The sequence below is a fragment of the Phormidesmis sp. 146-33 genome (genome assembly GCF_052939515.1).
Map to the genome: position 1 here is coordinate 1 of NZ_JBJPHU010000019.1, position 15,579 is coordinate 15,579.

Genomic DNA, 15,579 nt, shown 5'->3' on the forward strand with positions numbered 1-15,579 from the left:
GGCAGCGTTACTGAGACAAAAGTCAGCGTGGGATCAACGGTCAAAAAAGGAGACGTGTTAGTCACGATCGATCCTGGGTCTGCTGAGACGAGTGTGACCAGTTTGGAGCAAGATGCCGCCAAGATTCGCGAAGACATTGCTCGTCTCCAGGTTGAGAGAAGCGGTCAGGGCGAAGCTGGGACTCCTCTACAAGATGAGCTAATCGCAACCCGTCAACAAGAGTTTTCTAAGAAACAAGCGGGCGCGATCGCCGATGCCAACAGCAGAGCCGGAGCCTACCAAGAGTCTCAGTCTGAGCTAGTCCGATTTCAGGAAAACCTGACCGCCGCCCAAACCACGTTAGACAATGCCACCGCTAACAAAATTCAGGCAGAAAACTCGTTGGCGCTGGCTCAAAAACGTCAAGCAATGCTCAAACCCCTCGAAAATTCAGGGGCGATCCCTAACCAGGAAGTGATCAGAGCCGCTCAAGAAGTCACTCAGGCCACCCAGCAAGTCATCAGCGCAGACAACCAGATTGCGGAAGCGGAAGATCGGATTGGCTCTCTGAGAAATAAGATTCAGTCTCAGCAAGGGCAAGTTCAGCAAACCCAGCAGGCATACGAGGCCGCAAAAAATGCGGCTCAGGGGCTAAGTCCTCAACGTCAGTCAGAAGTCCTCACCCAACTCAATCAGCGTCAAGAAGAATTGACCAAAAAACTGGGTGAACTCGCTGTCGCCAAACAGCAGCAGAGCGATCGCGAGTCGGTCAAAGCGCCGTTTGATGGCAAAGTTTACAACTTGAAGGTGACGCAAGGGCCGGTTCAGCAAGGCGAAGAACTCCTGTCGATTTCTCCAACGGATCAGGATCTAGTGCTAGAAGTCAAAGTGTTAAACCGAGACATTGGCTTTATCCAACCTGGTATGAAGGCAAAAGTGAAGCTGGCAACCTTTCCTTTTCAAGAATTTGGTGTGGTAGAAGGCGATGTGATTTCGGTGAGTCCTGATGCGGTCGTTGAGAAGGATGAAAATGGACGAGACATGGGGCCCGTCTTCTTGACCAGAGTGCGCCTCAACAAACGAGCGATCGACGTGAGAGGAAAAGCCGTCGAACTCACTCCCGGTATGGCGGCCTCGGCGGAGATCGTCACCCGCAAAAAATCAATTCTCACCTTCATCACGGAGCCTGTCACCCGACGATTTAGCGAAGCGTTCTCAGTGAGATAGGCATCCCCAACGCCACTGCTAAAGACTTTAGAGAGATCCCTGGCTTCGCTCAGGCGTTGGGGATCTCATCGTTATGGTGCAACCATTCAAGCAGGATTGCTGAATTCGCCTAAACAAGGCCCAAAGTTTTGAAACTTGTTGCCAGAAAGCGCTAGAATAGCCTCTCAGTTCTGCATCCCTCCCTACACTCTTGAAAGAAAAATAATTGTTTAACAGAACGTAATATTTGCAGAACTGCGTTATCATAGAGACCAATACAACAAAGCGGTTGCATTATCTGTATCCAACAAGCATTTACTGCCTGGATTGTGAAGCGAGGGGACAGACCATCGCACGCGCGATCGCTACAGTTCATCCCTGTCACTGACCTTTCGTTCTCCCTCCATTCAGGTATTTCATGGGCAACAAGCCAACCATTGCCATCTCGCATTTAGGCTGCGAAAAAAATCGAATCGATACCGAACATATGCTGGGTCTGCTGGTGCAAGCCGGATACTCTGTTGATGCCGACGAAGCGCTTGCAGATTATGTTATTGTAAATACTTGCAGCTTTATTCAAGCAGCCCGTGAGGAATCTGTTCGCACTCTAGTTGAGTTGGCAGAATCCGACAAAAAGATTGTGATCACAGGCTGCATGGCGCAGCATTTTCAAGAAGAACTGTTAGAAGAACTTCCAGAAGCCGTTGCGCTAGTCGGGACGGGCGATTACCACAAGATTGTGGACGTGATCGAGCGGGCCGAGACAGGCGAACGAGTTAAAGAAGTTTCTCAAGAGCCGACGTATATCGCGGACGAGACGACTCCTCGGTATCGCACCACGACTGAGGGCGTTGCCTATCTGAGAATTGCCGAAGGCTGCGACTACCGTTGTGCCTTTTGCATCATTCCTCATTTGCGCGGCAACCAGCGATCGCGGACGATTGAATCGATCGTTGCCGAAGCGGAACAGCTTGCCTCTGAAGGAGTCAAAGAGATCATCTTGATCTCCCAGATCACGACCAACTACGGTCTAGACATTTACGGCGAACCGAGACTGACAGAGTTAATTCGAGCCTTGGGGCAGGTTGATATTCCTTGGATTCGGATGCACTATGCCTATCCCACGGGGCTGACTCCCAAAGTGATCGAGGCAATTCAGCAAACGCCCAACGTTTTGCCTTATTTAGACTTGCCCCTTCAGCACTCCGATCCTGAGATCTTACGGGCGATGAATCGTCCCTGGCAGGGTCGGGTCAATGACGGCATTATCGATCGCATCAAAACTGCGATTCCGAATGCTGTCTTGCGTACAACCTTCATCGTTGGTTTTCCCGGTGAAACAGAAGAACAGTTTCAGCATCTGCTGCAATTTGTTCGACGACACGAGTTCGATCATGTAGGCGTGTTCACTTTCTCACCCGAAGAAGGCACTGCCGCCTACGAGTTGCCCCATCCAGTACACCAGTCGGTGATGGATGCCCGTCGCGATGCCCTGATGCAGCTTCAGCAACCGATTTCTCTCAAAAAGAATCGATCGCAGATTGGTCAGGTTGTCGATGTCTTGATTGAGCAAGAAAATCCCCAAACAGGTGAATTAGTGGGGCGTTCTGCCCGCTTTTCGCCAGAGGTTGACGGACTGGTTTATGTCCAGGGTGAAGCCTCGTTGGGGTCGATCGTGCCTGTGGCGATCGTGGATGCTGACGTGTACGACCTGTATGGGCGAGTTGCGACCGCAGCCGACCTGATGCAGCACTCACTGGTTACGTCACGATAGTTGCGATTTGATGTCTACGATTTGATATCTACCACAAAAGTGTCGGATGAACTGATTCTGACCTTTTAGAATCCGATCCCCGCTTCTCACACACTTTTTTTCACACACGACCGACGCGCCTTTTTCGACAGTTGTCCGCAGCAGGATTGATTGTGCCCCGGCACCCGCAGTTCTGATGAGATTCCGTGACTGGGTTTCAGCACTCCCTTGAGTCCATTTGCTCAGTCAGATATCCTCTGTCGAGTCTTGGCGTTTGACCTTGACACCTCTAGGAGATTCAATGACCCTTTCTTTCCAAAGCCTTGGACTTTCTGAAACCCGGATTCGCCAATTAGAAGAACTTGGCTTTACCGCTCCAACTGCCATTCAAGCCCAAGCGATTCCTCATCTGATGTCTGGGCGCGATGTCGTCGGACAAGCTCAAACCGGGACAGGCAAAACGGCGGCTTTTTCACTGCCTATTCTGGAGCGGCTTGATGCCAAAAATCCCGCAGTGCAAGCGTTAATCCTAACTCCGACTCGCGAGTTGGCCATGCAGGTTTGCCAAGCGATTAAAACCTTTGTAGACGATCGCCGCGTTAAGGTCGTCACGATTTACGGCGGACAGTCGATCGACCAGCAAATTTCTCAACTAAGAAGAGGCGCTCAAATCGTCGTCGGCACACCGGGACGAGTGATCGACCTGCTAGGCCGAGGCGACCTCAAGCTCGACCAACTCGGCTGGATGGTGCTGGACGAAGCGGATGAGATGCTCAACATGGGCTTCATCCAAGACGTCGAAAAAATCCTGAGTAAGGCACCCCCTGAGCGTCAGACCGCATTCTTCTCAGCGACGATGGAGCCTTCGATTCGCAAATTGGTGACCAAGTTTTTGCGATCGCCGATCACTGTGACGATCGAGCAACCCAAAGCCGCTCCTAATCGGATCAATCAAGTCGCTTACACGATTCCTCGCGGGTGGACAAAGGCACGATCGCTGCAACCCATTCTCGAACTCGAAGATCCCGAATCAGCGATCATCTTCGTGCGGACTCGTCGCGCTGCGGCAGAATTGACCAGCCAACTGCAAGCCGCCGGACACAGCGTGGATGAATACCACGGCGATTTGACTCAGACCCAGAGAGAACGCCTGTTGTTGCGGTTCCGTCAGCGTCAGGTGCGTTGGGTGGTGGCAACCGATATCGCGGCGCGTGGGCTTCACGTCGATGACCTGACCCATGTGATCAACTACGATCTGCCGGACAGCGTTGAGAGTTACGTTCACCGGATTGGTCGGACAGGCCGCGCTGGTAAAGAAGGAACGGCTCTGTCGATCGTTCATGCCCTTGATCGTCGCAAACTGCGTGACATCGAAAACCACGTTCGTCAGCGTTTAGAAATTCGCAACGTCCCGACTCGTGCCGAAATCGAAGCGCGTCAACTAGAAAAACTGCAAGAGCAAGTCAAAGAAGCTCTAGCGGGTGAGCGGATGGCTTCCTTCTTGCCGATCGTGGCCCAGCTTGCTGAAGAGTATGAACCTCATGCGATCGCGGCGGCGGCTCTACAAATGGTCTATGACAAAACCCGTCCTTCTTGGATGACTTCCGGAAGTGATGCGGCGGATGATGCGCCTCGTGGCGGTGGTCATCGCAATGGTGGCGGCGGTCACAATAACGGTGGCGGTAATGGTTCTGATAAGCCGAAGCCGATCAAACGAGTCAAGACTGCTCACTAATTAACGTCATCTCGATGAACGCTTCGCTTCGCTTTTAGATTCAGGAACGCCCCCTAAATCCCCCACGAGTGAGGGACTTTGAACCAGAATTCCTCTCTGAAAGTCCCCCAAAATTGGGGGGTTGGGGGGCAGGAGCCGTGAACAACGAAGCGAAAAAACTCTCATCGAATTCACGTTAATCACCGTTTGAATGAATGAGGCGGGTTGAGAATGATTCTTGACTCGCTTTTTTCGTGCGATCGTTTTTCTTCTAAACCAAAATGAATTTGACCCCTTGCGGGGAACTCGAAGAGATGGAGTGTTTCGCTTCGGTGGTGAGTGCTAGAGCGCCGATTCAAAGTTCTATATTTATGGGGGCACTGGATTTGTAATCGTAGTGAGGCAGTTGATCGAACCTACGTTAAAGCAGCGTCGTGATCAATCGGACAAATTCTTCGGGATCGATCGGTTTCGACAGATGGGTATCAAATCCGGCTGCGATCGCTTGTTGGCGATTTCCTTCTCCCGCGTAGGCAGTGAGGGCGATCGCTGGCGTTCTCAGGTTGGATTGCCGGAGTTGGCGGATCAGCGCGTAGCCGTCCATGTGAGGCATTCCAATATCGCTGACCAGAAGATCGGGGTTGAGCGTTGAAAAGATTTGCAGCGCTTGAGAGGCAGAGGAGGCAGCCGTCACCTTCGCACCATGAAGCTCTAACACAAATTGGATAAACTCGCGCGAGTCTGGCTCATCATCGACAATCAAAACTTGAACCCCATTGAGGTCAAGCGTTTGGGCGGCAGGAGTCAGCATAGCCGTATCTGTAACGGTCTGATGATGAATGGGCAACTGTACTGTAAATGTGGCTCCTTTGCCTTCTCCGGGGCTAGTTGCGCGGACGGTGCCACCGTGGAGTTCGACGATTTGCTTGACGATCGAGAGTCCCAATCCCAGTCCGCCGTATTGTCTTGTAATCGTGCTGTCTGCCTGACGAAAAGCCTCAAAAACGCAGGGTAGAAAGTCTGCATGAATGCCTTTTCCGGTATCGGTGACGTGAATTTGAGCAACGGAATTCCCAGCTTGAGCATTGAGGGCGGAGGATTGTAGCCTAACTTGAACCTGACCGCCGGAGGGCGTAAACTTGACCGCATTCGAGAGCAGATTCCAAACGACTTGCTGCAAGCGACTGGCATCTCCAATCACCAACCCCACCTCTGGAGCGATCGTAGTCTGAATTTGAATTGACTTTGCCTCGGCTGACAAATGCACTGTCTCGATCGCCGCCTCAATTACCTGACCCAGATCGACCGGATCGTGAGCTAACGTCAATTTTCCGCGCAGAATTCGAGCGATGTCGAGCAGATCATCAATTAGTTGAGTTTGAATTCGAGCGTTGCGCTCGATCGCGGACAGCGCTTCGGTCACTTTTTCGTCACTCAGTTTGCGACTCTGGAGAAGCCTCGTCCAGCCGAGAATTGGATTGAGGGGCGATCGCAGTTCGTGAGACAACACGGCTAAAAATTCGTCTTTGATGCGGTTAGCTCGACTCAATTCGTCGGCTTGCTGCTGGAGTTGAATTTCGGACTGTTTGCGATCGCTGATGTCGCGAGAAATGCCAATCACCCCGATCACCTTGCCTGCTACATCGCGCCACGGATATTTGGAGGAGAGCAGCGATCGTAATTTTTTTTGCCTGGGCACTTCTTCCTCGTAGCTGACAGATTTTCCGGTCTGCATGACTTGGCAATCGATCTGCCAAATCCGTTCTGCTACGTCTGAGGGAAACAACTCAAAATCACTGCGCCCTAACATCGCATCAACGGTCGTATTTAACCAGTGAGCAGCGGTTGGATTGACGACGACATAGCGACCCTGAGTGTCTTTGACAAAAATAATGTCAGAACTGTCCTCAATGACTGATCGTAAAATGCTGTTGGTTTGAGATAGAGCAGCTTGTGCCTGTTTACTTTCGGTAATTTCATAAACCACGACATTCACCCCTAGCACCGTGTCGTCGATCGCTTTGAGCGGATAGAGACTCACCAGCCAATCACGCTCAACTCCCGGTTGGGATGCATTGGGGCCGCGAGCTTCAAAATTTTCTAAGGGAATTCCTGTTTGCATTACCTGGTGATAGAGCGGTTCGAGACTGTCTGCCATTTCGGGCAAAATTTCGCGCAGCGTGCGACCGATGTGAGCTTCGGCTGGAGTGCCATTGATTTCAGCCAGGCGATCGTTGATCCGCACAAACCGCAAATCGGGATCGACAAAACAAAGGCCGATCGGAGCCGTGGCATAGATGGCATCAATTTCGGCAAGTCGCTGATAGGCCGTTTGTTTTTGTCTTTGCAAGGACGCTTCGGCAACTTTTTGGTCGGTGATGTTTTGAAAGTAAACGGCCAGACCAGAGGCGATCGGGTAAGCCCTCACCGCAAACCAACAGTCAAGCGGCGGATAAAACGCTTCAAAGCTAACCGTAACTTCTTGAGCAACGGCGCGATGATACTCATAATCAAACAAGCTACCGATCGCTTCAGGAAACGCTTCCCAGACATTTCTGCCGATGAGGTCGTTAAAGCCACGGTTTAGAACCTGTACAGCTTGGCTGTTGAGATAAGTGAATCGCCAGTCGCGATCGAGCGAAAAGAACGCATCGGTAATACTTTCTAGCGTGTTTGACAAATCTTGTAGCGACGCTTGGCGAAAGTAGCGATCGTGTTCGATGTTTATCGCCGGAAGTTGGGTAAACGTCGTCACTACCGCATAGGGAGTCGCTTCGCCAGCCCGAAACAGCGGCTGAGAATTGAGCGAGAGCCACATAATTTCGCAGTCTGGTCGGTGAAAGCCCATCGTTGCCGTAGAAGGCTGACCCGTTTGTAGGGCAATCATAGCGGGGTGCGTCTCACCGGGGAAAGGCGACCCATCTGGGTGAATGGTTTGCCAGGGGTAATCGATCGACGTAACGCCCTGCATCTGTCCGATCGTCATGCCTAACAACCGTTCAGCGGTGGCGTTGCAGGCTTGTATCGTCCCGTCTGCCATCTGCAAAACCATGCCCATATCACTCAAATAAGTTGAGGAATTCAAGGATGTCTCAGTCAGTGAGGGGTCAGAGGCTGGGTCAGATTGCTGGCTGTACATGAACAAAAGGCATGAGATAGACAAACTGGCCGCTTAAGCACCTGGAGAACCTGCACATTTAAAGATTTTTGCAGTCGTGCAGTGTCCTCTCAAAGGAGGAGTCAAGTTCTTTTAGTCTATGCCTTTGTGGTGATTCCGTTGATCTACTGAAAGGAGGAGAAGTGTACTCTAGCTAATTTTCTAGAAGATTCCCTTAAAGGTTGCAGCGGGTGCGTTCTAGAAGATACCGAACGGCGTTCATCATTTCGATCGGGCGATAGGGTTTAGAGATGTAAGCGTCGGCTCCTTGTTTTAGCCCCCAGTAGCGATCGAAGTCCTCATTCTTAGTCGTACACATCATTACAGGAATGCTTTTGGTTTTGGGATCGCTTTTGATCCAGCGACACAGTTCGTAGCCATTCATGCGCGGCATGACAATATCGGTGATCACCAGATCAGGGCGGTGAGATTGAATATGGGCGATCGCTTCGACACCATCGATCGCTTCCACAACCTCAAATCCCGACTCGCTCAGATACTCTTTGAGCATCAACCGAATCATTGCACTATCGTCAACGACCAAAACCGCACACATAGACGCTTCCTCTCGCTACGTACGTTCCCTTTTGAAGTCACTATTCACGGTTGCGACTTTCGATTCAGGGAGTTTTATGTGTAGAGAGCGTGAAGGAGGGAAAGACGTTAGACAAAAGACCTTGACATTGGACACCAGACCAAAGACTTAAAATGCCATTCAGTCCAGAGTCCAAAATCTTCTATCGTCGATCGCGCGTCAACAGATCCAACTGTGTAAATTCTTCGTCACTGATTGACCAGCCGAGGGCACCTGAATTTTGTTGCGCTTGATTGGCATTTTTTGCCCCAGGAATCGGAATCACGTTGCCTTGTTTGATCAGCCAGTTGAGAGAAACTTGAGCGGGAGTGCGATCGTGCTTTTCGCCAATTTGCCGTAGAAGGTTGGTCACAGGCGCGAGTTTCTCTAATCCCTGACGACTAAAGCGCGTATCTAGCTTGCGGGCACCCGTTACAGAATCGGCATTTTCGGGCGTGTACTTTCCGGTGAGCAAGCCTTGAGCCAGGGGACTATAAGCCAAAATGGTCACACCGAGTTGACGAGCCGTATCGAGAATTCCATTCGTCTCAATTTGACGAGTAATCAGCGAATAGCGCACCTGATTGACCGCCAGAGGAACGCCTTTTGCAGCCAGATATCCGTGAGCTTCGCGCATCTGATCATCGGAATAGTTGCTGACTCCGATCGCGCCAATTCTTCCCCGCTTCACTTCATCCGCCAAAGCCTCCATCAGCGTTTTCTTGCTCATAAAAAAGTCAAAGGGCATGTGAACTTGGTAGAGGGCAACCCGATCAACCTGCAAGCGTTTCAGGCTTTCTGTCACCGCTTCATGGACGGCATCCGCAGAAAATCGCCAGGGCAGCGGCATATATTTTGTCGCAATCTGAATCGGCTGGCTGGTTTGTTTCATAAAGCGTCCCAGCAGTTTCTCAGACTCTCCTAACCCATAGATTTCTGCCGTGTCAAAAAAAGTCACTCCCGCGTCTACAGCCGACTTAAACGCATTCTGCACATCTGTCTCGCTGTAATCTTTGCCATAACTCCAAAACAGAGAATCGCCCCATTGCCACGTCCCAATACCCAGGGGAGCGAGTTCCAAACCGTTTGCGCCAAGAGAGAGGGTTTGCATAATCAAAACAGGTAAAGGCTTAACATTTCTTAGTGTAACGATGAACCTCTGATTCACCCGCCCTTCTAGAGAGCCATTTATGATCGAATGCTCAAAGCGCTCTCGCTTGCCCTTATCCTTAGAAAAAATAAGAAAATCTAAATCACACTCACCACGATGGATACTAATCAACCGATCGACTTCACCGCCCCCGAAAAGTCACTCCCAAAAGTGGGCTTGTTTACAATGTTTCGCCTCGGTCTGTTTCAGATGGGGTTGGGGATGCTCTCCCTGTTGACGTTGGGCGTTCTCAATCAGGTGATGATTTCAGAATTGAAGGTGCCCGGTACGATCGCGGCAGGGGCGATCGCCATGTATCAGTTTGTGGCCCCAGCGCGAATCTGGTTTGGGCAGATGTCCGATGCAAAGCCGATTCGAGGCTATCACCGCACGGGCTACATTTGGAGCGGCATTGCCTTACAGGTCGTCTGTCTCCTGTTAGCCATCCAAGTTGTCTGGAGATTGGGTGCCAGTATCACCGACGGATGGACAACGACCAGTACGCTTTGGGCGATGTTGTTAGCGCTCATGTTCGCATTGTATGGACTGTGTATCAGCGCGAGTTCGACTCCATTCACAGCGCTGTTGGTGGATATTTCGGATGAAGAAGATCGATCGAAGATCGTTGGCGTAATCTGGTCAATGTTGATGGTGGGGATTGTTGTAGGCGCGATCGTCGGTCAAAGAATGCTCACAGGCTTAACTCCAGAAACATTGCAACCTGTAATCAATCGATTATTTTTAGTGTTTCCGGTTTCGGTTTTTTGTTTAGCGATCGTGGCCACCTTTGGGATTGAGAAAAAGTATTCGCGTTACGCTTCGCGTTCTCAATTGGTTGAGCGTGAAGATCAAATCACGTTGGGAACTGCGATCAAAGTGTTGACTGCCAGCCGTCAAACTGGAATCTTCTTTGGCTTCCTGTTAGTGATGACGATTAGCTTATTTCTGCAACAGCCTGTCTTAGAACCCTATGCGCGAGAAGTCTTTGGGATGACGATCGCCGAGAGCGCTGGACTCAACAAATATTGGGGCTATGGCATTCTAGCGGGCATGGGCGTGACGGGATTTCTAATCGTGCCTCGTCTGGGCAAACAGCGGACGGCTCAATTGGGATGTTGTCTCACGGCAGCTTGTTTCGTTTTGATCATCATTTCTGGCTTGACGCAAACTCAGACGTTGCTCAAAAGTGCGGTAATTTTGTTTGGGTTATCGTCTGGGGTGTTGACCAATAGCGCCGTCAGCCTAATGTTGGACTTGACCGCCACCGAGACCGCCGGAACCTTTGTCGGAGCGTGGGGTTTGGCGCAAGCCCTGTCGCAAGCATCGGCCACCGTCACCGGAGGCGCACTCCTCGATTTAGGACGAAAACTCTTCCAGCAGCCGTTTCCAGCCTTTAGCGTCGTGTTTGCTTGCGAAGCGTTGGGGATGCTTTTAGCCGTGACGCTCCTTCGACAAGTCAACGTGCAAGAATTCCGCAGCAGTTCTCGTAAAGCGATCGCCGCCGTCCTCCACCACGAACTAGACTAGCCTGCATCCCTGCTTATAGCCGTTTTTTTCCTTCAGGGGACTTTGGACAAGAGACTTTGGACAAGAGACTTTGGATGCTAGGTTTTCTGCCTAAACTCTTAGGTCTCAGGTCTAGAGTCTGCACAACTTCCGTAGCACTAATTTAACGTGAATTCGATGGAATCTTTCGCTGCGGTTATAGATCCAGGCAGCCCCCTAAATCCCCCAATTCTGGGGGACTTTGAACGAGAAATCTTGCCCGAAAGTCCCCCAGAATTGGGGGGTTGGGGGGCAGAAGCGTTGAGTAACGAAGCGGAAAACCTTTGTCGAATTCACGTTAATTTAAAGAACTAGTAAGAGGGAAGAAGCCGTAGCTAGGAAGAGTAGAGAATCTGTGGTAATAAAAGATCAGCTTATTGCATTCTTATTTCACAACAATTCTATTAAATCTCTATTCGGTTGTTCACGGATTGTTAAACCGAAACGCTAACAGTGAAGGACGCAAACATAAATAGGCGAGCGGGCCAAACAAGGGAACCCACGCTGCTATATGAAATAGTTGAGATTTGGGGGTCAGTCCGCGTCGCACCATATCATTCTCTAACAGAGTTGGATAAGGAAATAGCCCACAAAACAGACAAAACGCCAAGCTCATTCCATGTACAAATCGGTTGGTTGTAAACTCTTGTATAAAGCCAGTCCAATCGCCCCACAAAACTGCGTAAAGAACCAAGATAACTGTGCTGATGGTCAACACTACGCCAGTCGTCTGCGAATCGAGTACAGCAATCCAGGGATCTTTTTTACCTGAAAACGATTGATTGGGCTGACGCAGGGCGAGGTATGGAATGAGCGCAAACACCCCGGTCGCGATCGTTGCCAGCATAAACGCCCACGCGGGTAAAGACTGCATTCTCCCGTCTGCAAAAATCAAACAACTATAAATCAATAGCCAAATACCTACCAAACTAAACAGTGACACAATCACTGGATTGATAGAAGGAAACTGTCCAGATAGTAGCGATCGAAGGGGTTGAAGCGTATCAGATTGAAGGGGCGGCGCAAAAAACAGCAAATAAATAATAAAGCCAAGCCAAACAAACCAGAGTGTCAACGATCGCGCCATATAAATGAACCTCTTCGCATTACGTTTGATTGTTAAAGCTTGAGAGAGATCAACACACCTCCTAAAGATAGATTGATAGAAATACAGCGTCTAATTTTCTATTTAAGATGTAAATGACTTTGTAATAGTAAGTTACTCTACATAAAACAACTTTCTAACCTCTTTCAATATAGTTTTGTAGATAGAAAAATTGTGTTTTACAACGTTTGATGGAGATAATTAAATTCACAGAAGCTACCTTTAGCAGAAGGCAATAATGTCTAAGGTGTTAGCGCTGATTTAGAAAACTGGTATTACTCCTTGATTACCCAATCTTTCGTTAAATGATTCCATGCCCTCACCTTCACCCTATCCAAAAGATAGAGGGAACAGGACTTGGTTAGCTCCCATCGTCATAGCCTCATCCCTCATCCCTCATCCCTCATCCTTCATCCCTCGCCTTCATGGACTGGACACAAATTCTCAACTTTGCTGAAACAACGACTCATCAAGTCGGGACACAGCTTCTCAAAGATTTCGGGCAGGTGCAAGCGTCTGAAAAGTCGGACGGAAGTTTGGTAACCCAGTCAGACCAATGGGCGGATCAGGTCTTGCGGGATGCGATCGCTCACACCTTCCCCACTCACGGCGTTTTGAGCGAAGAAGTGGAGCATGTTTTCCCGCATACAGACTGGTGCTGGGTGATCGATCCACTCGATAGCACGACCAATTTTGCCAGAGGATTGCCGCTTTGGGGAGTGTCGATCGGACTGCTTTACCAAGGCATTCCCGTCTTTGGCTATGTGCATTTTCCGCCGTTGAGACAGTCCTTTCATGGCTTTTGGCAGGGTGACTCTGGGTTAGAAATGCTAACGGGCGCGTTTCTCAACGGCAAACCGATTCACGCCAGTCAAGATGCTTTAACTAGCAACCATTTCTTTAACCTGTGCGCTCGAAGTGTTTCGGTTCTCAAACAGCCCTTTCCTGCCAAAATTCGCATGTTGGGTGTAGCAACCTATAATCTGCTGACCGTAGCAGCGGGAGCAACGTTGGGCGGAGTCGAAGCCACTCCAAAAATTTGGGATATTGCGGCAGTTTGGGCGATCGTTCAGGCCGCAGGCGCAATCTGGCACCCTTTAGAATCTGAACCTATTTTTCCATTAACCGTGGGACAAAATTATCGGCAGCGATCGTTTCCTACATTAGTCGTCAGCCGAGCTGATTTATTGCCTGTGTTTGAACCGTTGGTTAAGTCGATCTCTTCGAGTTACCCGCAAGGGGTCGCTTCGAGTTACCCGCAAGGAGTCGGCGCGAAGGTGACTCCTCAATAACCAAATCGACTGCGAGTTTTCTTTGAGCTTTGATGCAACTTGTCGATAATTGCTTTGACGTAAGGCTTGTCGAGTTCGGGGCTGCCTGCTGCGATCGTGTCAAACACCCCAATCTCTGCTCGCAAAAACTTACCAATCACAATCTGCACATTTCTAATCTCAGCCCATCGCTCTTGAGGTAAAGAACTGTCCCGATGCTGCTCCAGCAAATCGATCAAGTAATGATGATAACCCCAGACGATTTTGGCGGTTGATCGCGTTAGAAAAATTGCATGATCAGAAAGCCAACTGTCATACTGCTTCTGAAATTCAATTAGCTGTTGATTGTTTGGAGCGCCATACTCAATCACATTGTTTAGATCATTCAAGGCTTTAAAGAGAATAGGATATCCTTCTAGTCGTTTGTCAAACAAAGAAGTTGTATATTTCTGCTCTAATTGTCTACTTAGCTTACGGAATTCTGTCCGTGCTTGATAGAGGGCGACAAAGAAAGAAGCCAATACTGTAATTAGCCCTGATACGATCGGTATCCACAATTCTGGCTTCATAGTCTTGTATAGATCTAATTGCAACTTCATCGGACGATATTAACAAAACGCGAATTCGATAAAGTTTTTTTGCTTCGTTGTTCACGTCTTCTGCCCCCCAACCCCCCAATTCTGGGAAGCTTTAGAGCAAGATTTTCAAATCAAAGTCCCTCACTTGTGGGGAATTTAGGGGGCTGCCCAAATTGACGACCGCAGCGAAAGATTCCGTCGAATTCGCGTTAACAAAGCATTATTACTGAATTTGCACTGAAATACGATCTCTTCAAGTTACCCGCAAGGGGTCGCTTCGAGTTACCCGCAAGGGGTCGCTTCGAGTTACCCGCAAGGGGTCGCCCCAGTTCAGTCCCAGTTGCCTTTGAGCATTTCCTTGGTTGGTGGCGATTTCGATCCAGTTGTGACTGCCAATTAATGCCAAAACTTCTCCAGGTTCACTGTCTGCATAGGTCGTTTTGCTTGGATAAGTTATGTGAGCGATCGTCACGCTCCAGTCCCTTCCCTCCACTTCTGTCCCCGGAATATTCGTAATCAGATTGCCAAAATGGTCGATCGCTTGAATCGATCCTTCAATTGTGTGATCTGTCCGAATGGGATTAGCAATGGGAAACTGCACGATCGTATCCAACTCGATCGCTCGTCCCAATTCCCTCAACGGTACGCCACTCGCCAAATATGCGCCAACCGGGGCAAAAATATCGCGTCCGTGAAAAGTCTGACTCGGAGCCAAAACGCGCCAATAATTGGGATTTGTCAACTCAACGGCGGCGACCCCTTGCGGGTAACTCGAAGAGATCGCTTTCCACTGGCTCAACACGCCACTCACCAACCCATTGTCAGGACTGACCAAAAAACCAGACTCAAGCTGAACGGCGATCGCTCGTCTCGCACTGCCCACCCCCGGATCAACGACAGCTACATGCACCGTTCCATCAGGGAAGTAAGGATAGGCATTCATGAGTTGAAATCGCGCCATCGCTACAGATTGAGGCGGAATCTGATGGGTAATATCGATCACTTGTAGATGAGGATTGACGCGAGCGATCGTCCCTTTCATCACCGCTACATACGCATCACTCAGTCCAAAATCAGTTAGAAGGGTCAGGATCATTTATCAGTAGGTTCAGTAACATTTATGTTTTTAATGTTAACTTTGGTAGCATAAGCTACGGATTATTCTACTAGCTGCTACCATTAGAGTAAGCGAAAGCTAACAGGTGACACTCTAGGAACGTTTAACATGAACAGAAATCGTAATCAAAACGCCGCGCAAACTGCCAGCGTCCACCGTGAAAACCTTCAGAAAAACCTGCAACGCCGCATCGAAGCTGCCAGAGCCAGCGGTGACACCAACCTTCTTCGACTGCTAGAAGCAGAAGCCAGCTACCTCAAGTAGTGCTTCAATCATCATTCAATTCTGCTCCTATTTAGGATTCACGCAGAGGTACAGGCTGAAAGGTTTGTGCCTCTTTTATTTTGGGCTTTTTTTGATCTTCTGTTAATCTTCTGTTTTGATCAAGTTGCAGCAGTTCTCTAGTAAGTCAGGACAGTTGAGTAGAGGA

At 49.6% G+C, this 15,579-nt stretch carries 12 protein-coding genes; 6 read left to right on the forward strand and 6 right to left on the reverse strand.

Going from position 1 to position 15,579, the window contains the following annotated elements; translation table 11 throughout:
* The 3 genes from ACJ2PR_RS09965 to ACJ2PR_RS09975 form a co-directional block, all read left to right on the forward strand.
* Positions 1-1,206, forward strand: a 1,206-nt coding sequence (locus ACJ2PR_RS09965; RefSeq protein ID WP_446876898.1) for an HlyD family efflux transporter periplasmic adaptor subunit, incomplete at its 5' end; no start/stop codon positions are given.
* 397 nt (positions 1,207-1,603) lie between these two features.
* Entirely contained in the window at positions 1,604-2,959 is a 1,356-nt protein-coding gene (rimO, locus tag ACJ2PR_RS09970; protein ID WP_446867626.1) for a 30S ribosomal protein S12 methylthiotransferase RimO, read from the forward strand.
* 280 nt (positions 2,960-3,239) lie between these two features.
* Positions 3,240-4,673: a DEAD/DEAH box helicase gene (locus ACJ2PR_RS09975; protein ID WP_446857603.1), complete on the forward strand. Its 1,434-nt coding sequence runs from the start codon at positions 3,240-3,242 to the stop codon at positions 4,671-4,673.
* 400 nt (positions 4,674-5,073) lie between these two features.
* On the opposite strand, the gene ACJ2PR_RS09980 is transcribed toward ACJ2PR_RS09975, so the two are convergent.
* The 3 genes from ACJ2PR_RS09980 to ACJ2PR_RS09990 all read right to left on the reverse strand — a co-directional run bounded on the left by ACJ2PR_RS09980 (position 5,074) and on the right by ACJ2PR_RS09990 (position 9,494).
* The gene (locus tag ACJ2PR_RS09980) at positions 5,074-7,791 is read right to left on the reverse strand and encodes a hybrid sensor histidine kinase/response regulator (RefSeq protein ID WP_446876899.1); all 2,718 of its coding nucleotides are present in this window, start codon (positions 7,789-7,791) and stop codon (positions 5,074-5,076) included.
* 193 nt (positions 7,792-7,984) lie between these two features.
* Positions 7,985-8,365: a response regulator gene (locus tag ACJ2PR_RS09985; RefSeq protein ID WP_446857605.1), complete on the reverse strand. Its 381-nt coding sequence runs from the start codon at positions 8,363-8,365 to the stop codon at positions 7,985-7,987.
* Positions 8,366-8,546: 181 nt separating this feature from the next.
* Positions 8,547-9,494 (reverse strand): aldo/keto reductase, encoded by a 948-nt coding sequence (locus tag ACJ2PR_RS09990; RefSeq protein ID WP_446876900.1) that lies wholly within the window; start codon positions 9,492-9,494, stop codon positions 8,547-8,549.
* Positions 9,495-9,650: 156 nt separating this feature from the next.
* Here ACJ2PR_RS09990 and ACJ2PR_RS09995 point away from each other — a divergent pair, with 156 nt between their 5' ends.
* Positions 9,651-11,060 (forward strand): BCD family MFS transporter, encoded by a 1,410-nt coding sequence (locus tag ACJ2PR_RS09995; RefSeq protein ID WP_446876901.1) that lies wholly within the window; start codon positions 9,651-9,653, stop codon positions 11,058-11,060.
* Between the two features lie 442 nt (positions 11,061-11,502).
* On the opposite strand, the gene ACJ2PR_RS10000 is transcribed toward ACJ2PR_RS09995, so the two are convergent.
* Positions 11,503-12,165: a hypothetical protein gene (locus ACJ2PR_RS10000; protein WP_446876902.1), complete on the reverse strand. Its 663-nt coding sequence runs from the start codon at positions 12,163-12,165 to the stop codon at positions 11,503-11,505.
* 443 nt (positions 12,166-12,608) lie between these two features.
* On the opposite strand from ACJ2PR_RS10000, the gene ACJ2PR_RS10005 reads away from it, so the two are divergent.
* Positions 12,609-13,475 (forward strand): inositol monophosphatase family protein, encoded by an 867-nt coding sequence (locus tag ACJ2PR_RS10005; protein ID WP_446876903.1) that lies wholly within the window; start codon positions 12,609-12,611, stop codon positions 13,473-13,475.
* On the opposite strand, the gene ACJ2PR_RS10010 is transcribed toward ACJ2PR_RS10005, so the two are convergent.
* Positions 13,469-14,023 (reverse strand): hypothetical protein, encoded by a 555-nt coding sequence (locus ACJ2PR_RS10010; protein ID WP_446867633.1) that lies wholly within the window; start codon positions 14,021-14,023, stop codon positions 13,469-13,471. The genes ACJ2PR_RS10005 and ACJ2PR_RS10010 overlap by 7 nt on opposite strands.
* Positions 14,024-14,285: 262 nt before the next feature.
* A complete protein-coding gene (locus ACJ2PR_RS10015) occupies positions 14,286-15,128 on the reverse strand; it encodes an SAM hydrolase/SAM-dependent halogenase family protein (protein WP_446876904.1) in 843 nt (280 codons plus the stop codon).
* A gap of 129 nt (positions 15,129-15,257) precedes the next feature.
* Between ACJ2PR_RS10015 and pirA the strand changes: the two genes are divergently transcribed.
* Complete coding sequence (gene pirA / locus ACJ2PR_RS10020; protein ID WP_446857612.1) at positions 15,258-15,413, forward strand: arginine synthesis PII-interacting regulator PirA; 156 nt, start codon at positions 15,258-15,260, stop codon at positions 15,411-15,413.
* Positions 15,414-15,579: the final 166 nt, after the last annotated feature.

Excerpts from the sequence above, each read along its gene's own strand:
- ACJ2PR_RS09985 (WP_446857605.1), bottom strand. The coding sequence starts at position 8,365 with ATGTGTGCGGTTTTGGTCGTTGACGATAGTGCAATGATTCGGTTGATG.
- ACJ2PR_RS09975 (WP_446857603.1), top strand. The coding sequence starts at position 3,240 with ATGACCCTTTCTTTCCAAAGCCTTGGACTTTCTGAAACCCGGATTCGC.
- ACJ2PR_RS10000 (WP_446876902.1), bottom strand. The coding sequence starts at position 12,165 with ATGGCGCGATCGTTGACACTCTGGTTTGTTTGGCTTGGCTTTATTATT.
- ACJ2PR_RS09995 (WP_446876901.1), top strand. The coding sequence starts at position 9,651 with ATGGATACTAATCAACCGATCGACTTCACCGCCCCCGAAAAGTCACTC.
- ACJ2PR_RS10010 (WP_446867633.1), bottom strand. The coding sequence starts at position 14,023 with ATGAAGCCAGAATTGTGGATACCGATCGTATCAGGGCTAATTACAGTA.
- ACJ2PR_RS09990 (WP_446876900.1), bottom strand. The coding sequence starts at position 9,494 with ATGCAAACCCTCTCTCTTGGCGCAAACGGTTTGGAACTCGCTCCCCTG.
- rimO (WP_446867626.1), top strand. The coding sequence starts at position 1,604 with ATGGGCAACAAGCCAACCATTGCCATCTCGCATTTAGGCTGCGAAAAA.
- pirA (WP_446857612.1), top strand. The coding sequence starts at position 15,258 with ATGAACAGAAATCGTAATCAAAACGCCGCGCAAACTGCCAGCGTCCAC.
- ACJ2PR_RS10005 (WP_446876903.1), top strand. The coding sequence starts at position 12,609 with ATGGACTGGACACAAATTCTCAACTTTGCTGAAACAACGACTCATCAA.
- ACJ2PR_RS10015 (WP_446876904.1), bottom strand. The coding sequence starts at position 15,128 with ATGATCCTGACCCTTCTAACTGATTTTGGACTGAGTGATGCGTATGTA.
- ACJ2PR_RS09980 (WP_446876899.1), bottom strand. The coding sequence starts at position 7,791 with ATGTACAGCCAGCAATCTGACCCAGCCTCTGACCCCTCACTGACTGAG.